The 22586-nt window shown below is 63.3% G+C and carries 25 protein-coding genes and 1 tRNA gene; 15 read left to right on the forward strand and 11 right to left on the reverse strand.

The genetic code is table 11. The features are described 5' to 3' along the window. Genes LDB05_RS04395 through LDB05_RS04405 form a run of 3 tightly spaced genes read left to right on the forward strand, consistent with a single transcriptional unit; the run spans nucleotide 1 to nucleotide 3433 of the window. Complete coding sequence (locus tag LDB05_RS04395) at nucleotides 1-1683, forward strand: hypothetical protein (protein ID WP_226006713.1); 1683 nt, start codon at nucleotides 1-3, stop codon at nucleotides 1681-1683. Further along, a complete protein-coding gene (locus LDB05_RS04400; protein ID WP_226006714.1) occupies nucleotides 1683-2627 on the forward strand; it encodes a hypothetical protein in 945 nt (314 codons plus the stop codon). Before LDB05_RS04395 ends, LDB05_RS04400 begins: the two co-directional genes overlap by 1 nt. After that, complete coding sequence (locus tag LDB05_RS04405; protein ID WP_226006715.1) at nucleotides 2627-3433, forward strand: hypothetical protein; 807 nt, start codon at nucleotides 2627-2629, stop codon at nucleotides 3431-3433. The genes LDB05_RS04400 and LDB05_RS04405 overlap by 1 nt, the downstream gene beginning before the upstream one ends. Nucleotides 3434-3873: 440 nt before the next feature. Here LDB05_RS04405 and LDB05_RS04410 read toward each other — a convergent pair whose 3' ends face one another. Beyond that, on the reverse strand, nucleotides 3874-5004 hold the full coding sequence (locus LDB05_RS04410) for a DUF63 family protein (RefSeq protein WP_226006716.1): 1131 nt from the start codon (nucleotides 5002-5004) through the stop codon (nucleotides 3874-3876). 87 nt (nucleotides 5005-5091) lie between these two features. Next, a complete protein-coding gene (locus LDB05_RS04415) occupies nucleotides 5092-5895 on the reverse strand; it encodes an inositol monophosphatase family protein (protein ID WP_226006717.1) in 804 nt (267 codons plus the stop codon). Between the two features lie 275 nt (nucleotides 5896-6170). On the opposite strand from LDB05_RS04415, the gene LDB05_RS04420 reads away from it, so the two are divergent. After that, nucleotides 6171-6776 carry a DUF5518 domain-containing protein gene (locus tag LDB05_RS04420; protein WP_226006718.1) on the forward strand — a complete coding sequence of 202 codons (606 nt, stop codon included), beginning with the start codon at nucleotides 6171-6173 and terminating at the stop codon, nucleotides 6774-6776. Next, entirely contained in the window at nucleotides 6773-7042 is a 270-nt protein-coding gene (locus tag LDB05_RS04425) for a hypothetical protein (RefSeq protein ID WP_226006719.1), read from the forward strand. The genes LDB05_RS04420 and LDB05_RS04425 overlap by 4 nt, the downstream gene beginning before the upstream one ends. A gap of 183 nt (nucleotides 7043-7225) precedes the next feature. Here LDB05_RS04425 and LDB05_RS04430 read toward each other — a convergent pair. Both LDB05_RS04430 and LDB05_RS04435 read right to left on the reverse strand, forming a co-directional pair. Then, nucleotides 7226-7308 (reverse strand) — tRNA-Leu (locus LDB05_RS04430). 94 nt (nucleotides 7309-7402) lie between these two features. Further along, nucleotides 7403-7831 carry a DUF6653 family protein gene (locus LDB05_RS04435; protein WP_226006720.1) on the reverse strand — a complete coding sequence of 143 codons (429 nt, stop codon included), beginning with the start codon at nucleotides 7829-7831 and terminating at the stop codon, nucleotides 7403-7405. A gap of 249 nt (nucleotides 7832-8080) precedes the next feature. On the opposite strand from LDB05_RS04435, the gene LDB05_RS04440 reads away from it, so the two are divergent. Further along, nucleotides 8081-9415 carry an RNA-guided endonuclease InsQ/TnpB family protein gene (locus tag LDB05_RS04440; RefSeq protein WP_226006721.1) on the forward strand — a complete coding sequence of 445 codons (1335 nt, stop codon included), beginning with the start codon at nucleotides 8081-8083 and terminating at the stop codon, nucleotides 9413-9415. 44 nt (nucleotides 9416-9459) lie between these two features. Here LDB05_RS04440 and LDB05_RS23375 read toward each other — a convergent pair whose 3' ends face one another. After that, nucleotides 9460-9588: a hypothetical protein gene (locus LDB05_RS23375; RefSeq protein WP_284145787.1), complete on the reverse strand. Its 129-nt coding sequence runs from the start codon at nucleotides 9586-9588 to the stop codon at nucleotides 9460-9462. Between the two features lie 101 nt (nucleotides 9589-9689). On the opposite strand from LDB05_RS23375, the gene LDB05_RS04445 reads away from it, so the two are divergent. The 6 genes from LDB05_RS04445 to LDB05_RS04470 all read left to right on the forward strand — a co-directional run bounded on the left by LDB05_RS04445 (nucleotide 9690) and on the right by LDB05_RS04470 (nucleotide 14129). Beyond that, the gene (locus LDB05_RS04445; protein WP_226006722.1) at nucleotides 9690-10175 is read left to right on the forward strand and encodes a DUF309 domain-containing protein; all 486 of its coding nucleotides are present in this window, start codon (nucleotides 9690-9692) and stop codon (nucleotides 10173-10175) included. 171 nt (nucleotides 10176-10346) lie between these two features. Beyond that, a complete protein-coding gene (locus LDB05_RS04450) occupies nucleotides 10347-11144 on the forward strand; it encodes a M14 family metallopeptidase (protein ID WP_226006723.1) in 798 nt (265 codons plus the stop codon). 146 nt (nucleotides 11145-11290) lie between these two features. Further along, nucleotides 11291-11635 carry a glutaredoxin family protein gene (locus LDB05_RS04455; RefSeq protein WP_226006724.1) on the forward strand — a complete coding sequence of 115 codons (345 nt, stop codon included), beginning with the start codon at nucleotides 11291-11293 and terminating at the stop codon, nucleotides 11633-11635. Between the two features lie 119 nt (nucleotides 11636-11754). Further along, entirely contained in the window at nucleotides 11755-12339 is a 585-nt protein-coding gene (locus LDB05_RS04460) for a DUF7110 family protein (protein WP_226006725.1), read from the forward strand. Nucleotides 12340-12439: 100 nt separating this feature from the next. Continuing rightward, the gene (locus tag LDB05_RS04465; RefSeq protein WP_226006726.1) at nucleotides 12440-13708 is read left to right on the forward strand and encodes a PQQ-dependent sugar dehydrogenase; all 1269 of its coding nucleotides are present in this window, start codon (nucleotides 12440-12442) and stop codon (nucleotides 13706-13708) included. Between the two features lie 103 nt (nucleotides 13709-13811). Then, nucleotides 13812-14129, forward strand: coding sequence for a zinc ribbon domain-containing protein (locus LDB05_RS04470; protein WP_226006727.1), 318 nt, complete (start codon nucleotides 13812-13814; stop codon nucleotides 14127-14129). A gap of 77 nt (nucleotides 14130-14206) precedes the next feature. On the opposite strand, the gene LDB05_RS04475 is transcribed toward LDB05_RS04470, so the two are convergent. Next, complete coding sequence (locus tag LDB05_RS04475) at nucleotides 14207-14947, reverse strand: SDR family NAD(P)-dependent oxidoreductase (RefSeq protein WP_226006728.1); 741 nt, start codon at nucleotides 14945-14947, stop codon at nucleotides 14207-14209. 333 nt (nucleotides 14948-15280) lie between these two features. On the opposite strand from LDB05_RS04475, the gene LDB05_RS04480 reads away from it, so the two are divergent. Next, nucleotides 15281-16252 carry a phosphoadenosine phosphosulfate reductase family protein gene (locus tag LDB05_RS04480; protein ID WP_226006729.1) on the forward strand — a complete coding sequence of 324 codons (972 nt, stop codon included), beginning with the start codon at nucleotides 15281-15283 and terminating at the stop codon, nucleotides 16250-16252. Nucleotides 16253-16395: 143 nt separating this feature from the next. Here the strand turns inward: LDB05_RS04480 and LDB05_RS04485 are convergent, their stop codons facing one another. From LDB05_RS04485 to LDB05_RS04505, 5 genes are all read right to left on the reverse strand, one after another. Continuing rightward, nucleotides 16396-16590 carry a DUF7333 family protein gene (locus LDB05_RS04485; RefSeq protein ID WP_226006730.1) on the reverse strand — a complete coding sequence of 65 codons (195 nt, stop codon included), beginning with the start codon at nucleotides 16588-16590 and terminating at the stop codon, nucleotides 16396-16398. Between the two features lie 90 nt (nucleotides 16591-16680). After that, on the reverse strand, nucleotides 16681-17448 hold the full coding sequence (locus LDB05_RS04490) for a hypothetical protein (protein ID WP_226006731.1): 768 nt from the start codon (nucleotides 17446-17448) through the stop codon (nucleotides 16681-16683). Between the two features lie 168 nt (nucleotides 17449-17616). Further along, a complete protein-coding gene (locus LDB05_RS04495) occupies nucleotides 17617-18459 on the reverse strand; it encodes an aldo/keto reductase (protein ID WP_226006732.1) in 843 nt (280 codons plus the stop codon). 128 nt (nucleotides 18460-18587) lie between these two features. Next, nucleotides 18588-20012, reverse strand: coding sequence for an amidase (locus LDB05_RS04500; RefSeq protein ID WP_226006733.1), 1425 nt, complete (start codon nucleotides 20010-20012; stop codon nucleotides 18588-18590). A gap of 148 nt (nucleotides 20013-20160) precedes the next feature. After that, entirely contained in the window at nucleotides 20161-20907 is a 747-nt protein-coding gene (locus tag LDB05_RS04505) for a proteasome assembly chaperone family protein (RefSeq protein WP_226006734.1), read from the reverse strand. Between the two features lie 121 nt (nucleotides 20908-21028). On the opposite strand from LDB05_RS04505, the gene LDB05_RS04510 reads away from it, so the two are divergent. Beyond that, nucleotides 21029-21940, forward strand: coding sequence for an RsmB/NOP family class I SAM-dependent RNA methyltransferase (locus LDB05_RS04510; RefSeq protein ID WP_226006735.1), 912 nt, complete (start codon nucleotides 21029-21031; stop codon nucleotides 21938-21940). Further along, a complete protein-coding gene (locus LDB05_RS04515) occupies nucleotides 21937-22524 on the forward strand; it encodes a DUF7122 family protein (protein ID WP_226006736.1) in 588 nt (195 codons plus the stop codon). Before LDB05_RS04510 ends, LDB05_RS04515 begins: the two co-directional genes overlap by 4 nt. Nucleotides 22525-22586 lie beyond the last annotated feature (62 nt).

Raw genomic sequence — 22586 nt, forward strand, 5'->3', positions numbered from 1 at the left:
GTGCGCGTCAGTAGTGTTCTCTACGAAGGAGACGACGGCGTCGATCAAACGGATGCACAGGCACTCGCAATTAACGAGGTGCTGCGAGAACCCCTCTCGGAGCAACTCGAGCAACAACGAACCCGGCTGCGGTACGTGGTCGGAGTGAGCGCTGCCGCAGTAGTGGCGGGTATCGGAGCGTTCCTCGCGAGTGTGGGGGCCGCTATCGGCGGTGGGCTCGTGATCGCCGGGATCGCAATCGGTGGCGGTGGCTACAAATATCTCACCTCTCAGGACCCCGATATCACCGTCAAGTCGGTCCAGAAGGGGTATTGGACGGGGCACTGTCTCCCAGTTCAGGATGGCACGGTCGTCTACGATGCGACGAACTCGCTGGAGACAACCGCCTTCGAACTCGAGAGTCTTCGCGACGAAAGCGCCGTTACCGATGCGTATGAACAGCTGACGGACATCGAGGACCTCCCGGTGGTAATGAATCGGGACGACCCGATCGAGGTGACAGTTACGAATACGCTCGATCACGTCCAATCACAGATCGAGAACGCCGAACAATACACCGTCGAAGCGCCGATCGTTGCGGGGTCAGACCCGGAAGCTGATGCCGTTGAGACGTTTGCTTCGATGGCCAACGCTGGGGACAGTGTCTCGGCTCCCGTCGACGTAAGCGTCGAGAAAGCGGAGTCGGCTATCGAAGAGTTAGATGAGTTAGAGCAGATGGCCACGGAAGACGGTGCTGAGGCTGATCTGGAGTCGCTTTCCGATACGAGCCGCGAGTTGGCCGGCGAGTTGTCGGGACTACAGGACACGGCGATCGACCTCCTCAACGACCACATCAGCATGGCTGCCGACGCATTCGGGATGGTGAGCTACAACTTCTACTGCCCGGACTGCCAGACGGACGATATCGAATCCACGGTCGAACTTTCGGATCCACAGGCCGGTGACTGGTACTGTGAAACCTGTCGGACTACCCACGGAACGGACGCGGTCGTCCCCCGCCATCGGATCAAAGACGATATCGTCAATCCCGTCTGGGACCAGTTGTGGGTCGAGAAGGACGATCAACGGCGTGAACTGTACGAGAACATCGAGGACCAGAAGTCCGAACTCCACGAGCGCGAGTTCGAGCAACGCAGTGAGGAAATACGGACGACCACCGACCGAATCCGCGATCTCCGGTCCCGGATACGTGACCTGAAGACGGAAGCAAAGGCGGCAGAGGGCAAAGTTTCGGAAATTGGCGATCTGATGGTCAAATACGAGCGACTCAACGAACAGCGCAAAAGCGAGTTCGAGCAGGAAGTGGAAGCGTCGTTCTCCGAAATCGACGCGAAGACGGACCGCATCCTGGAGGAAACGCGCAACGAGGAGCAAGAACGCATCGAGAACGCCGAACAGGCTGCAAAAGAGAAGGCGGAGATCATGCGCGAAGAAAAACGACGCCGCGAGGTCGAGAAATTCGTCGCCGCGCAAGAGCGGGAGGACGCGCGCGTTGCGGCTCAGATGGAACACGAACAGCGCCTTCACGACGACGAAATCGCGGTCGAGAAGCAACACCACCGCGAGGATTGGATGCTGGAAACACGCGGTCGGACATCGTTCTCCGGTGCCGTCAACAGGTATCGGATGAAGAAGGATCGGCTGTTGGGTGCCTCCGCCCGCACCCACGGGGGTGAGAAGTAATGCCGAACGAGGACCTTCTCAAGCCGCTCAAAGCGATCAACCAGACCATAGCTCGGCTTCGGGAAGATGTCCAGAAGCTGACTGGAGAAGTCGAGAAAATCAAAACGGCGGTGACTGAAGCTGCACAGAGCATTCGGGACGCGATACACGAGAATATTCAGGCACAGGCGGAACTGAAGCTGATGGAATACGTAATGGAGGTAAAGTCCGTGAAACCGCAAATCGAGGCGGAGCACGAACAGATCCGTACCGAACGCTCCGAGTTGGACGAACGGCTACAGGCGATCAACGACCGCTACGCCGAAAAACATCGAGATCTCGACGAGACCGCTCAGGAGCGGATTCGCAATCTTGGCTCGCACATTTTCGAGATTGACGAAGAGCAGTTCGAGGAGGGTATCGAGCGCCCGTTCACGAAACAAGTCACCACCTCTTGGCAGGTACTGCAAGGTCACAATGCCGCGGTGGGTGAAGAGCGTTCGACGGCCGTCAGGGAGACAACGAGCGAGACCGTTCAAACGATTCACGATTATATCGATCGACAGGATCAACTGCTGGAACAGATCGATGATCACCGACTCGATCCATTGGACCGGTCGCTGCCGAGCGAAGAAGCCACGCCATTGCAGGTACCGTACTACGTAATCGAATACGAGCACGACGGTGTGCAGACACGGAAGACGATCGTTCCGTCGCGACTGTCCGATGGCGGCACCGACTGGTGTTCCGTCTCGCTGGAGTCGATCCCCGGAAGCGACGAACTAATCGCTGGCGCCGGTCGTGTGAGCGATCCGGAGCGGAAGGAGAGGCTCTCGAGAGAGCAGGTTCGCGACTCACTCGAGGAGTACGGTGAGCAGTCACCGCTCGGGATCTCCTATACCGATGCAGTAGCCGAAACGATTCCGAAAGAAGACGTCACCGTCGAACACGAGGTGGACGACTGATGGCAGACATGGAAGCTACGCGGGCAGTCGTAGAGGCATCGGAGACGTATGATGGTCGAATCTTCCCGACTGAGAAGGCGGAGATCGACCGTCCAGTACGGATACGCGAATCCGCGACGGTCAAGGGGAGTATCTATGGAGGGACAGTTGAAGGAGATCCGAACGCTTCGGTCCAGGGATCCGTGATGGCGGCCGAGTCCGCTGAACTCGATGAGAGCCATATCGGAGGCGAACTCGGCAGTCCCGGTAAGATCGTTGCGACCGGCTCCCGGATCGACGGCACCGTTACTGGGAAGCGCGTCCGGTTAATCGATTGTGTCGTCAGGGGGAACGTCGTCGGAAGCGAGGTTATTCTCGAGAATTGCATCGTCCTCGGCATTGCGACTGCTGAGCGCTCACTCACTGTCGAGGATTCGCTCTGTTACACCGTCCGTGGCCAAGGAGAGACTCGTCTCGACAGGACTACACTGGTGCTCCCACAGGCGATTGTTGACGGGACGCTCGAGCTCCCAACGCCCGTTGAGGTAGCCGCGCTGGGAGAAATCGAAGTCGAAGACGACTCTGAAGGCCGGTTACCGAAAATGACCAGTGACGACCTCTACGAACAAAACGGGACGACGTATCTCACGCTTGCCCCCCGGATTCTCAATTTGGAAAAAGTCACGGACCGACTCGAGGAACTCGAAACGGGAGTTATGTCGGCTGTCGACGATACGAGCGGCGACGAAGGAACCGACATGAGTGTTGACGACGTGTTCGACCTGCTCGACATCAGCCACGATTCGGCGGTCGACTCGGACGGATAGACGGGGGAGACACCAACCGCTGGCGATCGAACGCTATTCGAGAAACGGCGGATCACTGTGGTCTACCTCGGGTAACCGCGGACGCCGTGCCAACCGAAACGCGTCGGAAACGACCACACCTCGGGAGGACGGTGCAACAGTTCGGTCGACACGAACGGCACTTTCGAGCGCGAGAACGGGTCAGGTTCGGCGCTCGTGGTCTCTCGAGTCCCTCAACTGCCTTCGAGACGTCTTCGGCATTGGGGCCGACTGTTCGGTACGATCGTATCACCGACGACAACATTGTGGCCGACGACCTGTAACGGTCGGTCGTCGGTGAATCGACCGACGCCGCGATATTCTCGAACGTACATTCGTTTCGACGGTTCGTCAGCTTCGAGACGATCGAACTCGGTAGTGGTTACAGGGACTGAACCGCCGAAAAAACCGAACCGAGCCGATCAGACGCCGAACGTCGCCCGCAGCATGTCGCGGGTTCCCGGACCGAGGCCGACGGCGACGACGGTGATCATGAGCAAGATCGCGTAGCGCGGACTGTCCTCGAAGACCGTCTCGTCGAAGATCCAGATGATGAAGACGGCCGCGGCGATCTTCACGAGCAGGAACGGCCAGGCCGACCCCGTGAGCGAGACGATATCGGCGGGGAGCACGTCGGCGGTCGTCTCGGCGATCGCCCTGTTGATCGGGTGCTTCGGGACGAGGTTGGCCGGGAGCCCGAGCGAGGTCGCCCAGTCGAGACCGATGACGTTCGCGACCCCGTCCACCGCGTGGGCCCAGATGACGACGATCCCCATCGACTCGGTGCCGCGGTTCAGTTCGGGAGCGTAGCGACCGATCGCGGCCCACGTGATCGCCGTCGTCAGGGTCGCGCCCACGAGGATGACCAGCGGAATGAGGGGATAGAACTGTGCGTACGGCTCCGTTGCCGCGACGTAGGCGAGATACGCGATTGTGAGCGTCAACAGGGCCGTCCCGAATCCAGCCAGCGGATACTCGTACCCCGAGACGTAGCCCTTGCGATCGAGCCAGATGGAAGCGACGAGCGCGAAGAGGGCGATGAAGAAGACGGTGAAGTAGATCAGCGGGCTGATGATGAGCCCCGACCACGGGAGCTGGATCGCCATCTCGCCGGTCGTCGCGAAGGCGGCGGCGTTGGCGTCCTCGACGACCCGCAGCGCCCCGCCGAAGAGCATGAACGGGAACAGGGCGAAGAAGGCTCTCCGGAACCGTTCGATCCCGAGACGCCGGAGGAGGAAGATGATCCCGACCAGCAACAGGACCAGCGTCGGGACGTATCCGGCGTAGGAGACGAACGTGTAGCCGGGCTCGGCCGTCGGGCCGACTCCAGTGGTGCCAACCTCCTCGCAGGATAGTTGCTGCCCGTCGGCCCAGGCGACGCAGTTCCAGCTGTGGGCGTCGGCGACGACCGGCCCCCAGTAGTACTGCCAGATGAACTCGACGTACACCTGCTGGGGGAAGAGGAGCGCGCCGAGTCCGACGATGGCGACGAGCGTCGCGACGGTCGCGGCCCATACCCGCTCGGCCCCGAACCGCTCGATGAAGTCGTCCATACCCGAATCGGGTAGTGGGGGCCGCTTACCGTTTCCGGTTTCAATGCGACAGACTGTCCGGCTGGGTGACCGCGAACGCGTGTCGGCTCACGCCTCGATCTCGCGGGCAGCCGCGAGCAATTCGTCGTGGATCCGCCCATTCGAGGCCACCAGCCCCGTACTGTCGTGTCGCCAGCGGTCACCCTCGAGGTCGGTCACGACGCCGCCGGCCTCGCGGATCAGCCCGACGCCGGCGACGGTGTCCCACGGGTTCACTCGCAGGTTCGTCATCGTCCCCTCGAGCGCACCCGAGGCGACCATCGCGAGCTCGAGTTGCGCGCAGCCGTACCGGCGCATGTCGCCGAATCGCTCGACGACTGCGCGGGTGGCCGCGGCGTACTGGTCGCGCTGGTCGAAATCCCACCAGAAGGTCGGACAGACGGTGGCGGCTTCCGGGTCGCTGCAGTCGCTGACCGACAGCGGGTCGTCGTTCCGAGACGCGCCCTCGGGACCGACGCTGTACGTATCCGAGAGCGCGGGACAGTCGAACGCCGCGCCGACCGGTTCGCCGTCAACGACGGCCGCGACGGCTGTCCCGAACGCGCGCGAGCCGTTGACGTAGTTGTTCGTTCCGTCGATGGGATCGACGATCCAGGCCGGGCCCGTCTCGGGGACCTCCTTGAGCGCGTCGGCTTCCTCGCCGACGATCGGATCGTCGGGGAACTCCTCGCGGATGGTCTCGATGACGGCCTCCTGTGCTTCGCGATCGACCTGCGTCACGACGTCCGTCTTTCCGTCTTTCTCCTCGACTGCGAGATCGGTCCGAAACGAGCCCGCCGCGACGGCGGCACCGTCGGCGGCGGCGCGAGCCGCGACGATCGCGCGATTCGAGTTCGCTGTGACATCACTCATCGTCCTCCCTCGGTGATCCGTGCTGAAAAGTGGTCGTAGTCAGTGCGGTCCGGTTCCGGTGCCAGAGCGCCCTTCTGTACTCGAGAAATCGAGCGCCGTCTGTATCCTCTCTGAGTGCGACTATTCGATCGAACGTAGACCGTTCGCGATCGACTCGGAGAACGTCTCTCATCTGGTATCGAACTGGTACCGGAAGAAGCCATCGGCCACGTAGCTCGTAATTTCATGTCTAATGTGGGAAGTATATTACCGCCGATCCCAAACAGAAGAATACTGTGGCTGCGCTTCGCGAACTCCGGGCTGAGGTGAGTGACGATTCGTTCCGGTTTGCGATCCTCGCCGGGTTGGCTACGATTCCGTTCACCGTCGCCCTCTCCTGGGATTCGGTGTCGGTGTCGAGCGAGGGGATGGTCCTCGGAGGATCCATTTCGGGAGAAGCCCTGCTTCTTGCCGGTGCGATCGTCGGCTATCGCTACAGCGGGCGGGAGACGGAGACTTCCCGCGCCGGGATGTGGACGGGACTCGTCGGCGCGATCGGGATGGCGATCGTAACCGTCGCCAACACGGTCGCGACGATCGGGACCGTGTCGTCGCGACTGGCCGTGATTGCCGTCGTCTCGACGTCGATTCTGCTTGCCATCGGCGTCGGACTCACGGTCCTGGTCGTGATGGCCACTGCCGCGGTCACCGGGTGGGTGACGGAGCGACTCGATCGGGAGCGTCGAGTCTCGAGCCCACGGGACGTCGTCAGTCAGAACACCGCCGAGTCGAAGTGGTGGAAACCCGTCGGCGTCTACGTACTGGCGACGCCGATAGTACTGGGCACCGCGTTTTGCGACCCGACAGCGGTATCGGTCTGGGCGTCTCCGCAGTCTCGATGATCGGGGTAGTACTGCTCTCGTACGTTACGGTCGTCGCGCTTTTCGTCGACGTGACCGCTCCCCGCGATGCGGAGACGGACTGGGTCCCGCGAGTGTGGTTCTACGTCGGCGTCCCGCTCGCCGCGTACGGGCTCGTCTATCTGGCGGTCACGCTGCGGTCGTCGGCGCCTCCCTCCGCGGTCGGCGCGTACGGATTCGCGATCGCACTCTGTTTCACGTCGGGTATCTACCTGTTCAACAGGCAGCGGTACGTCGGTATGCTGTAGCACCGACCCTCGGCGTCTCGAGTTCCTCGCTCCCGCGCACGAGCGAGCGCGCAACGTGTCCGTTCGTCGAGCGCGGACGGAAACCCACCACGTATCGACGAACCAGTCGCTGTTCTCCTATATCAGTCGTCGGCAGAAGTTTGCGAGGGCAAGACGCTCCGTCTTGCCGCGCACTATGGTGAGTGCGAGGGGAGGGGATCGAACCCACGAACTCCTACGAGAGCGGATCTTGAGTCCGCCGCCGTTGACCGCTTGGCTACCCTCGCACGCAGTCGTAACTCGACTCTCATCGCGGTTAAATCGTGCGATTCACCGCTCGAGCGGACGCCGCCACACCGCTCGACCGCGTCGGCAAGGAACTCACGAGGTCGACCCGTCTGCGGGATCGTATCGGCGAACCAGTTCGGCGACGAACCACAGTTTCAGCCCCATCGTCGCCGCGGTCGTGACGACCGTCGCGACGGGTCGTCGTCTGTACACTGCGTACATATTAGACGCGAAGACCGGAAGCTGGAGCAGGTTCAGTATCTGCGGAAATCCGACCCCGATGAACGGCCGTCCGCGATCGCTCCACTGCTGTTCGGCGCGGACGACGGTGTGCATCCAGTCGTCGGACTCGGAATCAGGTTCGGGAAACAGGAACGGATTGCAGACGAGAAACACCACCGTCAGCCCGAGTAGCCGCCATCGCCGTGTGAAGCCGGCGGCGATCAATACGGGATACGCGAGCAGGCGGGTCCACCCGCTTTTCGGGTTCGAGTGGCGGTCCCAGACGAAATCCGGTAGCATATCTCTGCCTCAGTGCGCGGCCTCCTAAGCGTTCCCCGGGCCGGACTCGAGGGATCGCCGGGAGCGGCCGAGAACCGGACCGGTCGGGACGGCCGATCCCCACCGGATTACACGAAGGCAAGGAGAAAGCCCACGACTTTAGTCGTGGGATGAATCCGACGAAGGACGACACAATCCACGAGAGACAGAAGGCTGAGTCTCCCACGTCAAACAATAATTTTACATATACTCGTCCCGGATCCAAATGTGATGAAGCGTTCCAACGAGTTTAGCGTCCGCCCTGCTTCGCAGAAGAAGCGTCGGGTAATCATACGCTGGTTGGACGCTTCTGCCAGTCTCTGGAACGAAACCAACTACGCTCGCCGTCAAAAGTTCTTCAACGACGAATCTGTTTGGAGTGTCGATACTGGTAAACTCGAAGGCAAGTACAAAGGCGTCCTCAGTAGTAGTGTCGCTCAGCAAGTAATCCGCAAGAACAGCGAAGCATGGCGGTCGTTCTTCAGCCTCAACGAGAAATACCACGCTGGAAAACTCAACGAGAAACCGTCACTACCCGGCTACTGGGGCAACGAAGAAGACGGACGCATCCTCCGTACGTACGTTCGCAACGACCAGTACACCATCAAGTTCGGGAAACGCTCCCGACTCGAACTCCCCATCGGTTCCGAACTCAAAGACGAACTCGGATTGAATCGGAACCAACGCCTTCGCATTGAGGTTGCGGGTGACCCGAAGTGGCACGGCGAGCAGAATCGGCTCGAAATCGTGTACGACGAACTCACGGACACGTTCAGGGCTTATCAACCAGTCACCATTGACGATTCTCGACTGGATTCACCACTGGCCTCCGAAGAGGCCGCTCTGGACGTGGGAGCGAACAACCTCGTCGCCTGCACCGTTTCAACCGGCTCCCAGTATCTGTACGGAGGACGCGACCTGTTCGAGGAGTTCTGGTCAATCACAGAGCGAATTGCGTACTATCAGTCGCTCCTCGAAGACCAGCGCAAGTCAAGCAACCGCATCGACCGATTGTACCGCAAGCGAACAAATCGGCGTGACCACGCCCAAGACGCGCTCGTCCGCGACCTCGTGGAACGTCTCTACGACGAGGGCGTCTCAACGTTGTACGTCGGGGACATCAAGGGGGTTCTCGATACGCACTGGTCGCCGCGTGTGAACGAGAAGACGCACAACTTCTGGGCGTACCGTCGGTTCATCAATCGCCTCGAATGCGTCTGCGAAGAGTACGGCATCACGGTCGAAGAGGAATCCGAAGCGTGGACGAGCCAAACATGTCCGGAATGCGGAGAACGCGAGGACACGGTTCGCCACGGAGACTCGTTGACGTGTCCGTGCGGGTTCGAAGGGCACGCTGACCTCGTGGCTTCGGAATCGTTCCTGAGACGGCAAAATAGTGGAGTGAGGCCGATGGCACGGCCTGTGTACCTCAAGTGGACCAATCACAACTGGCGGGAAGACCATAGCCCGCCCTCCATCGCGGTGGAGACAACAGCCAACGAGGAATACACAAACCAAAGTACCGCTACACGCGAGAATATCGCTCTCGGGGACTCAAACGACTGAGACTCCCGCGAGAGGAATCCCACGACTTCAGTCGTGGGCGGATGTCAAGCCATTCGTTCGTCGAGCTCCGCCTCGGTGTACCGCCGATCGCAGTTCAGACACTGGTAGCCCCCCTCGATGTGGGCGTAGAGGCGCTCACCACAGTGAGGGCACCGGCCATACGGTTGAGCCATCTGGTTCATGTATCGGGCGGAGTGAAATAAAACCGGTGCCTCCGCGCGATCGGGGGCACGGAACCGACGAAATTACCCGCTCGGCGCTCCTCCGTACGATCATGGACGACCATACCCGCGACTCCACCGTCGAGGCTCCCGCCGGCAACCCGACGGGGTGGCAGCCGTCCGCGGGTCGGTGGGAGCACGCGACGCTCCGCCGTGCGACGGGACACGGCGTTCGACTGTTCAACGACGGTGCGTTCCACGAGTCACACGACTGCTTCGAAGACGAGTGGTACAACTACGGCAACGGCTCCACCGAGAGCAAGTACTGCCACGGAATGGTGCAGGTCGCGGCAGGTGCCTACAAACACGTCGACTTCGAGAACGACGACGGAATGCGGAGCCTCTTCGAGACCGCACTCCAGTACCTGCACGGCGTCCCGAACGACTACTACGGTGTCGACGTGCTCGCGGTCCGAACCGCACTTACCAACGCGCTCGAGGACCCCGCGCAAATCGACGGCTGGCGGATCCAGTTCGACGGCGAGCGGCCGATCGCCAGCGCCGCGGACTACGAGTACGCCGAGTCGCTCGAGGACTGATCGACTGCCGTCGTCGATCGTCGCACGTGACAGGTCGACCCCGATCGGATCGGGAAGCAGGTGATTAATGAGTGACGTTGGCACGGTATCCGTCGATCGTTCGCGACGGTTGACCGGTTCGGGTTGTGAGAGACCGAATCGCCTTTCCCGTCTCAGCCCAAGTAATAGGTAATGAAAGTCGCACAGATTGGGTCGGGGACGCCGGAAGTCGCAGTCGTCGCGGGCGTTCATGGGGACGAACCCTGTGGCGTCCGGGCCGTCGAGCGACTGCTCGACGAACGCCCGACCGTCAAACGGCCCGTCAAACTCATCATCGCCAACGAAGAGGCGCTGGAACGACGGGTTCGCTTCATCGACGAAGACCTCAACCGTGCGTTCCCCGGCGATCCGAACGCGAAGACACACGAGGGTAGGCTCGCGAACGAACTCGTCGCGGAACTCGAGGGGTGTCTGACCTTCTCGATGCACTCGACACAGAGTCACGCCGATCCGTTCGCGATCGTCAACGGCGTCAGCGAGACGGCCAAAGAGATCGTCCCACAACTCCCCGTGACGGCGATGGTCGAGACGAGCAACTTCGCGGAGGGGCGGCTCTTCTCGGCTGTCGACACCGTCGAAGTCGAGTGCGGACTGCAGGGTTCGGAGACGGCCGCGCAGAACGCCGATCGGCTGACTCGCGCGTTTCTCACCGCAGTCGACGCCTTGCCGGGCGATACGATCTACAACGACCTGCCGGTCTACCGGCTCACCGACGTCATCGACAAGGGCGACGCCGACAGCTACGAAGTTTTCGTCGAGAACTTCACCGAAGTCGAAGCGGGCGCGCCCTTCGCTGCCGCCGACGGCGACGAGCAGATCGCCGACGAACCGTTCTACCCGGTTCTCATGTCGTCGAACGGCTATCGGAACGTCTTCGGCTACGCCGCGGAGAAACTCGAGGTCCTCGAGACGCCGACCGCGGCGGACTGACGGATCCACCGGGTCCAGTATTTTTCCGGCATTCTTCCAGCAGTAGCCCCCTCTCGTTTCGGACCCAGCGTCGGCCGGGATTCGAGTCTGGCTTCCCGAGTGCCGATGACGCAAGGCATATGCCCGTCACGGCCGTATCGGTGGATATGGAGTTCCCACCGAACCAGGGTCTCGACCAGGACGAAGTCGACGAACAGGTCGCCGAAGCCATCGAGGAGAACGAGGTCGTTCTCTTCATGAAGGGGACGGAACTGATGCCGCAGTGTGGCTACTCCCGCAAGGCGCTCGGCCTGATCGACCAGTATCGCGACGACTACGAGACCGTCGACGTCCTCGAGTCGCTCGACGAGTTCCGAGCGGCGCTGTCGGACCGAAGCGACTGGGAGACGATCCCTCAGACGTTCGTCGACGGCGAGTTCGTCGGCGGCTCCGACGTGCTCGAGGAACTCGACGAACGCGGCGAGCTCGAGGAGACGCTCACGAGCGCATAATTGTCGCGACCGCTGCGTTGATTTATCTGTCCCGAAACGTCACGGATCTAATAGCAGGTCATATAAGTCACGCGCTCGTACTAGCATATCACGAGTATCGCCGTACACACCTTCCCACAATGTCAACAGAGGAATCCAGACACGTTTATCGGCTCCATTCGACGCTCGAATTGCCCCTCGAAGACCTTCGCGAGCATATCGACGATGCGACCTTTCCCGAAGGAATCACCGACGTCGAGATCACGCGGCGGAACAACACGCTGATTCTGAAGGCCGTCGCCGAGGATCAGTCGGTCAGCAAGTACACCCCGACGGCCCAGCTCAAGGCCAGCGTCACGGAAAACCGGGTCTACGAGGAAGACCCCGACGAGCGCCGACAGAAGTCCTTCAGCTGGGACGAGGAAGAGGAAGAGGAGATCGAGTCGGAACTCGTCGAGTTCGCCGCGTTCAAGGGCGACCGCGAGACCGTCCTCCAGAACTCGCTGTTGCAGTACCAGATGTTCCTCGTCCTCTGTGGGATCGCCGAAGCCGCCGAGAAAGGGACCCTGACGGCGATCTCGGAACGCGACGGCGATCTCGAGGCGACCCGCATCGTCGACGGCGAACCGCGACCGGCCGACATCGAGGTCGTCGAAGGGCCACGCGACCACGGCTCGGGACAGGGCGGCGTCAACTGGCGAGATAACAAGTTCATCACTGACTGAACTCCATCGGGGACGTTCAGTTGGGACGCGTCGTCTTCCGACAGCGGCCGCTCTCGATCCCACACGGCTATTTGCATCTCGAAGTCGTACGACGAGCGCTATGGTATCTCCCACTGGCCGACGGCGCTTCCTGTCGATGGCAGCCGTCGGTGCGACGGGACTCGTCGGGTCATCGATCGGATCGTCCATCACTGACCCCGAGTCGCCCGCGAGTATCGACCGGCTGCCGGAGACGGTGGGCCTCGAGAGAGTCATCGGCGGACTGGAGGCGCCCGTGGCCGTCGAATTCGCGGCCGATGGCGATCGACGATACGTCGCGGAACGGGACGGCCGTATCTACGCTCACGAGTCGGACGGCCGGCGCGACGAACCGTTTCTGGACCTGCGCGAAACGGTCGTGACCGGTGGCGAACGAGGCCTGCTGGGACTCGCCCTGCATCCCGATTTCGCCGAGAACCGCCGCCTGTTCGTCCACTACAGTTCGCCGTCTCGATCCGGAACGCCGGCGGACTTCGATCACACGGGCGTCCTCGCCGCGTTCGAGGCCACTGACGACGGCAGGCGGGCGAAACCGGGCTCCGAGCGAGTGATCCTCGAGATTCCGCAACCGAAGAACTACCACAACGGCGGCGATATCGCGTTCGGGCCGGACGGCTATTGCTACGTCGCCGTCGGAGCCGGCGGGGGCGGCGGCGGGGGCGGACAGGACGTGACCACGGATTTCCTGGGCAGCATCTTGCGTCTCGACGTCGACGAACGACAGGGGGAGAAGGGGTACGCGGTGCCTGACGACAATCCGCTGGTGGGTCGCCCGGGACTCGACGAGTACTACGCGTGGGGCTTTCGGAACCCGTGGCGGCTGTCGTTCGACGACGACGACCTCTTCGTCGCAGACGTCGGCGAGAACGACTACGAGGAAGTCAACCTCGTGGAGAAGGGCGGGAACTACGGCTGGAACATCAAGGAGGGGACTCACTGCTACAACGCCGACGAGTGTCCGGACGAGACGCCGGCAGACGTCCGCGGTGGCGAGCCGCTGCGCGATCCGATTATCGAATATCCGCGTGAGGATTCGGAAACGGGCGTGGCGGGCGTCTCGGTCATCGGCGGCTACGTATACGACGGTGAAATAGTACCGTCACTGGCGGACGCGTACGTCTTCGGCGACTTCCTGGCGTCGGGACGGTTGTTCGCTGCCACCCGCCCCGAAAACGAGAACGACCTGTGGCCGACCACCGTCATCGAGGTCGCGAACGGGAAGCGACTCGAGCGACTCCTCTCGTTCGGCCGCGACGAGGAGGGAGAGCTCTACGTACTCGGGACCGGTGTCGACGGCGGTGGGGTCTATCGCGTGGTCCCCGCCGCGTGACTGCTGCCGTTGGCGCACGCGAAAATCGGTCCCCGTACTCGAGCACGGCGACGACCGACCTGTCGGCGGTAAACGTTTGTACTCCTCGCGGCGAACCGTGCCTATGAACGACCTGGGCACGTTCGAACTCCTCGGCCGGCTCGCCGTGGCTGCCTTCGTGATGATTGCCCCGACGCTTTGCTTTCTTGGACTGGTCAGGGGACTCGAGCGGTTACGCGACGACGATCTGATCAACGAGTGGGCGCGGACTCGTGGGGCCGACGACGTTACCGAACAGGACGATGTGCTCGCAGTACTGGCAAGCGGGATCGGAATCCAGACCAACGAGTCGTCGACCGTCCGCTGTCCGGCGTGTGGAACGCACAATCGGGCGGATGTGAGGTTTTGTCACGGGTGCCAGGGGCGGCTCGGATCGCCCTGACGGCTCGCGCGTTCAGCGGCCCGGCTCGATTGACGCGATCGACGTCCGCTCCCCGCTCGAGTCCGACGGCGGTGCCGTCACTCGAAGTGCGCTTCCCACTCCTCGGTGGTCTTCGATTCGCCGGTCACGCCGTCGGCTCCCTGTGCTGCGAGCGACGCAGCGGCGTCGTCCATCACGTCGGGCTGGAGGATCTCCGCGCGTTCGTCCTCGGGCAGGTGCTCCCAGATCTGCGTGTTGACCCGGCCGCCGGGATCGATCGCGTTGACGTTGATCCCGTCGTCTTCGACCTCGAGCGCGATCGCCCGAGTGAATCCCTCGAGTCCCCATTTGGACGTAATGTAGGGCGACGCGTTGGGGACCGCGTATCTCCCGAGGCCCGAGGAGACGTTGAGGACGTTCCCCGACTCCTGGCCGGTCTCGAGCATCGCCTCGAGGACGCGCTTCGTGAACAGGTAGACCCCCTTGAGGTTGACCGCCATGATGCGATCCCACTCGTCTTCGTCCGTATTGAGGAGGGACCCGCGCTCGTCGCCGAAGTGCTCGCCCGGGATCCCGGCGTTGTTGATCAGCGTGTCGACGCCATCGAACCGATCGATCGTCGACCGGACGACCCGGTCGACCGCATCGGAATCGCGAACGTCAGCCGGCGCGACCAGCGTCTCGCCCTCCGCTTCCGCAGCGACGGCCTCGAGTTCGTCTTCGCTTCGGGCTACGAGGACGACGTTCGCACCGAGCTCGGAGAGGTGAAGCGCCATCGACCGACCCAGTCCCTTACTCGCACCGGTGACGATGATCGTCTCGTCGTCTAGATTCGTCATGTGGTGACAGTCGTGACGCAGGAAGTAATACGTTCGTTTGTCGCCCCTGGAATCGGGGTTCCCCTCCCAGTTCACAGACAGTCCGCCTGCTGCTCGAAATATTTGCCGACACCGTCGACGCTGCCCGTTCCACGCGCCCCTGTCGTGGGATCAGAGAGGAGACTCGAGCAACTCGAATGTAGCCGCTCACTCGGTACCGTCGCCAGCGACGCTGCAGGGTGGGGCCACGGGGGAGACGCAGGTCCGAAGACGGACGCTGAGCGGTCGGAGATGCCGACAGGCCTTTCCGCCGACCCAAAGGATTTACAGCTCCTAATTAGATATAATTACGAGATGACCGAGAACTTCCCAGAGTACGTCGACGTCGACTACGACGACGGTACCGGTGAAGACCCCGTCGATTACCAGCACATTCAGGACAAGATCGAGAAGGCGATCGAGGTCACCCGCGAGGGCCTAGAGGAGTACGAGAACCCGGCGGTCATGTGGACCGGCGGCAAGGACTCGACGCTCACGCTGTACTTCATCAAGGAGGTCGCCGACCGCTTCGATCTCGAGGTGCCCCCCGCAGTGTTCATCGACCACTACCAGCACTTCGACGAGATCCACGACTTCGTCGACCACTGGGCCGACGAGTGGGACCTCGAGGTAATCTACGCGCGCAACGAGGACGTCGGCGAATACGTCGACGAACACGGCCTCGAGCCCGGCGACGACATCGACATCTCGGAGCTCTCCGAGCACAATCAGCACCACGTCCGCGAGATCCTCGAGTACGAGGAGGACACGTTCCCGTTCCTGCTCGACACCTACGTCGGCAACCACCTGCTGAAGACCGTCGCGCTCAACGACGCGCTCGAAGAGTACGACATCGACGGCGTCATCTCCGGCGTCCGCTGGGACGAGCAGGAAGCTCGCGCCGACGAGACGTTCTTCTCGCCGCGCCACGACCCCGACATCTACCCACCCCACGACCGCATCCAGCCCATCCTGCAGTTCGACGAGGCCGCAGTGTGGGAGGCCTTTTGGAACTTCGTGGTGCCGGACACCGTCGAGAACTTCCCCGAAGAGGGCTACGTCCCCGAAGCCGACGACGACCTCCCCGAGGGCGTCGAACAGGACGACGTCCCGATCTCGCCGAAGTACTTCGCCGGCTTCCGCTCGCTCGGCAGTGAGATCAGCACCGAAAAGAACACCGAGGATCCCGCCTGGCTGCAGGACCTCGAGGGAACCACCGAACGCGCGGGCCGCGCCCAGGACAAGGAAGACCTGATGGAGCGTCTGCGCGACCTCGGTTACATGTAGGAAGGCCGCGGTCGAGGACTGTTCGAGACGCTCAGTAGCGATTTTCTCTTCCGTTCGCTCAAAGAAGCGGCAGTGCTGACGCGATCGTCACGATCCCAGCGGTTCGAAATCAGTTAACTTAGAGAGCCGGTACCTGCCCGTTACTACCGGCCCGCTGCGCGATACTCGCCGTGTTTGACGCCGAGTGCGAGCATGAGCAGCCCGAAGGCGATCATCGACGGCGCGACCATCATCAGGACGGTACTCATCCCCATCATCGGTGCGGCCAGCAATCCGCCGACGCCGAGGGCGATTACGACGACGAACACGGCTGCCGTCTTCGGAAGGTCGAACTCCATATGCGGCCGTTAGGAAGGAGGCTCCTAATGGTATCGGGAATCGGCAGTCCGTTCACGAGCCTTGACCGAAAGGGAAACGCAGCGACGGGATTACTCCGAGGGTCGAACGAGATTCGCCAGCGTGACGACGCCTCCGAGGAACCAGCCAAGCGGGAAGGAGATACCCACCCACATCCCGGCATAGGCGACTCCCTCGAGGGTGTAGTTCGACCGGAGATACTCGCTGACGCCGCCGACGAACAAGACGTTGTCGAGAACCCAGACGGCGAACTCGTAGCTGGGGTCGAGGACGTAGGGATGCAGCGACGGGGTGACGAGCGCGGCGACGACGGGTGGCAGGAACAGCGCCGTCATCGCGAACGGGTAGGCGAAACCAACTGTCGTGCCGCGGCCGCCGACCTTCGCAGTCGTCGCGGCGAGTGCGGTCGATACCGTCGCGACGCCGCTCGCCGCTGCGACTGCGAGGACGGAATCGGTGGGGATGGCGACCTGCTCCATGTACGACATCGCGCCCCAGGCGAGCGTTAACAGTCCCCAGCCGAGTAGCGCGACGCCCGTGACGCCGACGATCCCCAGTCTGGTTCTGGTCGAGTCGAGTTTCGCCGCGTAGTAGCGGGTACCGAGGCCGAGGACGGTAAGCGGATAGAGGGCGAACAGGCCGATGATCCCGAGGACGCTCCAGCCGTGATAGCCGATCTTCTGCGGAAGCGTCTCGGGTTTCCACTTGCCCATGACGGAGTGGCCGCGGCCGCGTTGCCGGGGGAAGACGATCTCCATCCAGGCCCCGTGGAGCCGCTGAATGTCGGCTCTGACCGCGCCGACGAACCCACCGCCACCGCTTCGTGAGCGGGTAGACATACGCGAGCCAAAAAGCCGATGTACCGTAAACTTTCCTGCTTTTTCTTCCGCGGTGATACGTCGACAGCGAGTCGGTAGCGTCTCCGATCTCGGACACCGAATAGCAGGGACGATAACCGAAGGGACGATCCCGATAGAATCGGACGGAAACCGCAGTCGCCGCGCCGATCAGTTCCAGGGCGCGAAGTCGGGGTCGACCGCGCGATTCGTCTCGTCGATCGCGTCGATCGTATTGAGGTCCTCCCGATCGAGGTCGACCGTCAGCGATTCCCAGTTGTCACCGATGTGGTCTTCGCCCGTCGCCTTCGGAATCGTCGTGACGCCCTTCTCGCGCGCCCAGGCGAGGCTAACCTGTGCCTCGCTGGCGTCGTGTTTCGCGGCGACCTCCTTGATCTCGGGCTGGTTGAACACCTGTCCGCGGGCCAGCGGCGAGTAGCCGACGACCTCGACGTCGTAGTTGTCGCAGGCCTCCCGAATCGCTTCCTGAGGAAGCAGCGGATGCAGTTCGACCTGATTCGCGAAGATCGGCGCGTCGCAGACGTCGACGGCGACCTCGAGGTCTTCGGGCCGGAAGTTACTGACGCCGACGTTCTCGATCAGCCCCTCCTCGTACAGTTCCGAGAGGGCCGAGAGGGTCCCCTCGGCGTCGTACTCCCCAGCCGGCCAGTGGACGTACAGCAGGTCGACGTAGTCGACGCCGAGCCGATCCAGGCTCGCGCGAGCCGTCTCGAGGATGTCGTCGTGTGCGAGGTTCGAGATCCAGATCTTGGTCGCCAGGAAGATCTCGTCGCGGTCGATGTCGGCGGCCGCGATGCCCTCGCCGACGGCTTCCTCGTTGTCGTAGGCCTGAGCCGTGTCGATGTGTCGGTACCCCATCTCGAGAGCCGTCCGGACGCTCTCGGCGCACTGCTCGGGATCGTCGTTCTGCCAGGTGCCGAGGCCGAGCATCGGCATGCCGTTCGCGGTCGGACACGTCTCCGGTGCGATCGCTTCGGCGTCGTGAGTTCCCATGCCCGACCGAACGCCCAGGACGCGAAAATGGGTTTGGGTACCGGTCATCGGTTCGCCTTGCGACAGCGGAATACCCCGCGAAACGGCCGAACGAGGGCTGTGAACGGTAACCGTGATTCGATCGACCGCTACTCGTAGAGGTGGTTCCAGGGCCGCTCGCGCTCGAGCGCCGCGCTCGCCGCGAGGATATCGTCGTCCGCGAACCGACGGCCGACGAGCTGGAGACCGACGGGGTGACCGCGGTCGGTCAGTCCGGCCGGTGCGGACGCGACGGGGTGACCGGTCCAGTTGAAGGGCCAGGTCAGCGGCCACTCCCAGGCTTCGGCGCCGAGGTCGGCGTGGAGGCCGAGATCGGCCCGCGAGAGCGTCGGTGCCACGAGCAGGTCGTAGTCGGTGAACAGGTCCTGAACCGCGTCGTAGACTCCCGTCCGGACGATGCCGGACCGAGCGACGTCTTCGGGGCCGTACTCCTCCCCGACGTGCAACATTGCGAGGAGACTGTCGGAGACCTCGTCGGACCGCTCCAGAAAGTCGACGCCGTGTGCCTCCTCGATGACCGTCGCGCTCTCGAGGACGGAGGTCGTGTACGCCGGCATCGCGGCCTCGCTCAGCTCGGCCATCGAATAGCCGTGGTCGAGCGTAACCGTGTCGACCGTCGCACCCGCATCCGCGAACGCGGTGACCGCGTCGTCGACGACCGCACGCACCTCGTCGTCGATCGGGAAGGCGTCGAGGTCGGGACTGTACGCGATCCGGTAGTCGTCGATCGACCGCTCGACCGCGTCGCGGTAGTCGATATCGACGGGGACGCTGTTCGGATCGTCGGGGTGGGGCCCGTCCATCAGCGAAAGCAAGAGCGCGGCGTCCTCGACGGTTCGGGTCATGGGCCCCTTCGTGGTGTGCTGGAGTTCCCGGCCGAAGGCGCTCGGCCTGCCGTCGTCCGGTATCAGGCCGAAGGTCGGTTTGAATCCGTAGACGCCGCAGGCGGCGGCCGGAATGCGCAGCGAGCCGCCCGCGTCGCTGCCCGTCGCGATGGGCGTCATACCCGCTGCGAGCGCCGCGGCCGAGCCGCCGGAGGAGCCGCCCGCGTTCAGGTCGGTGTCGATCGGCGACGCCGTCGCCCCGATCAGTTCGTTATCCGTCGTCCCCTTGTGGCCCAACTCCGGCGTGTTCGTCTTCCCGATCACGATCGCGCCGGCGTCCTCGAGTCGCTCGACGATCGCCGAGGTCCGATCGGCGACGTGGTCCGCGAAGAGCGCGGAGCCGTACGTGTGGCGGACGCCCTCCTTCAACGAACCGAGGTCCTTCAGTGCGAGGGGGACGCCGTGGAGCGGACCGACGTCTGCTCCGTCTTCCAGTGCCCGGTCTGCCTCGGCTGCGGCCTCGAGCGCTTCGTCCTCGCAGACGGTGACGAACGCGTTGATCTCGCCGTCTCTGGAGTCGATTCGCTCGAGGTGAGCCTCGACGGCTTCGGTCGCCGTGACGTCGCCGGTTCGGATCCGGGCCGCGAGGTCCGTCGCGGAAAGCCCCGTGAGTTCCGTCTCGCGTGACATACCATAACTCCCACACGAAGTACGATATATGTTAGCTCGATTTTCGACGCTATCGGGCGTGAATCCGGCCGTCGGTCGGACGGAGAAATCGCCGGGACCGATACCGATCCGAATCGCTCGAAAACGGCTGCAAAACCGTCCGAATCCGTTACTGGTACATCCGTAGCGGCTGGGCCTGCGAACTCTCGTCCTGTCCGATCGCCTGCATCTGCTGGGCTAACTCCTCGCGTTTCGCGCGGATCTCCTCCGCGCGGTCGACGAGCTCCTGGACGTCCACCTCGATATCCGCGACCTGCCCGATCCCGTCCTCGAGCAGGACGCTCGCGGCCTCGGGATCCGGGAACTGGTGGTCGCACTCGACGACGAGGCCGACGCTCCCGTAGTTCTCGTGTGCGGCGCGGTTGATGAGCGCCCCCGTCGGCCCGGTGATGACGCCGTCCTCGGGCGGAACCGGGATGTCGGTCGCCTCGAGCCGGTCGCCGGCGTCCCCGGTCGCGATCCCGTAGATGTCGGGTCGGTCCTCGGTCTCGCGTTCTGCAGGGAGCCCGCTGAGATAGAGCGGCGTCGCGTTCTGGTCGACGATCCACCCAGTCAGACAGTCGGCGACGCTGTCGACGGCGCTGGAACTGATCGGCGCGTCGCTCTGGAGCGCGAGCAGGTCGTGCTCCTCGCTGACGTAGAGTCGGACCGGCGGGCGCGCCGTCCGATCACCGCTACGGTAGACGCCGATTCTGGGGAGCCCCTCGCAGTGAACGCTGGCGTAGTACCGCATGTCGAGCCGGTCGACGAGGTGGTCGGTCGCGATCTTCCCGACGAGGCCGACGCCCGGAAACCCCTCGACGAGGGTCGGATTCTCGAGTTCGGCTTCCGGTCCCTGAACGCGGATTCCTGTCATATTCCGATATCCACCGTCAACGGCATAAAATCGAGGGCGGCGGACGCGCGGCGGATCGACGTCCCGTCTGCTCCCGTACGCTTCGAAAGCCACAAGCGCTACCCGCTCGAATCCGCGCTCGATGGAGCCACTCGAGCGGTATCGACCGATTATCGACGATTTCGACGCGTTTCTGGCGGCCTGCGAGCGATCGCTGGGCAACGCCGTCCGCGTGAACACGATCAAGGCCTCGGTCGAGCGAACGCTCGCGGCCCTCGCGGAGGAGGGCGTCGCCTACGAGCAGGCCGACTGGAACCCGCGCGTGCTGCGCCTCGAGACTGACTCGCCGGGATCGACGTGGACCTCGTTCCACGGCTTTACCACCGGCCAGGAGGAGGTCTCGGCGGTGCCGCCGATCGTTCTCGACCCCGAACCCGGCGAGCGAGTCTGGGACTGCTGTGCCGCCCCCGGGAGCAAGGCGACCCAGATCGCGGCGCTGATGGACGACCGCGGGACGGTCGTCGCGAACGACAACAACCTCGGCCGTATCTCGGCGCTGCGGTTCAACGCCGAGCGCCTCGGCGCGACCAGTCTCGCGGTGACCAACGACGACGCGCGCAACTACTCGCTCGAGCGGTTCGACTTCGACCGCTTCGATCGGACCCTCGTCGACGCCCCCTGTTCCTGCGAGGGGACGATCCGGAAGAACCCCGACGCGCTGGACAACTGGTCCGAGGGGCACATCTCCTCCGTCGCGGGCATCCAGAAGGGGATCATCCGCCGGGCGATCCAGGCCACTCGCGAGGGCGGCACGGTGGTCTACTCGACGTGTACCTTCGCGCCCGAGGAGAACGAGGCCGTCGTCCAGCACGCGCTGGACGAGGAGGGCTGCCGCGTCGTCGACTTCGATCTCGCCCTCGAGCACTCGCCGGGACTGACAGCGTGGGACGGCGACGCGTTCGACTCGAGTCTCGAGAACGCCGCCCGAATCTACCCGCATCAGAACGACACCGGCGGCTTCTTCGTCGCGAAACTGGAGGTGACCGCCGAATGAGCGACGGACGCGAGAGCGACGAGCGCGAGACGAACGACGGCCAGCGGTTCGATCGGTTGCCGGCGACCGACGCCGAACGCACGGTCGATGGTCGGGCGACGCGCGAGGAGGTCGTCGACCTCTTCGCGGACCGGTTCGGGATTCCGCCCGAGACCTTCGACGACTACACGTTCTGGGAGAAGGGCGCGGGCAAGATCTGGATCTACGGCGGCGAGGCACCGACGCCGCTCCGGATCGAAGCGATCGGGATGACTTGCCTGCGCACTCGGCAGGAACACTGGAAGCCCACGACGGACTTCGTCCAGCGATTCGGGCACCACGCGACCGAGTGCGTGATCGAGCTCGATCGCGAGCAGGCGCGGCGCTTTGCGACCGGTGAGGATCAGGAACTCGAGTGGTGGGACGGCGACTGGGGGTATCTCATCGCCGCTCACGAGGTCGGGGTCGGGCCGGAGGGCCGACCGGTACGAGACGGCGACGCCGTCGATGGAAGCGAGCTCGTACCGCTCGGCGTCGGCCTCTACGTCCACGGCGAACTCCGTTCGATGGTACCGAAGGGGCGACAGCGGGACCTCGAGTCGTAGCGTGACTCCGTCGCACTCCTGCTGAACGACCTGGCCCCACTGTCCTCGATGAGGGGCCGATC

It is taken from the genome of Natrinema salinisoli (assembly GCF_020405205.1).
Lineage (GTDB): Archaea > Halobacteriota > Halobacteria > Halobacteriales > Natrialbaceae > Natrinema > Natrinema salinisoli.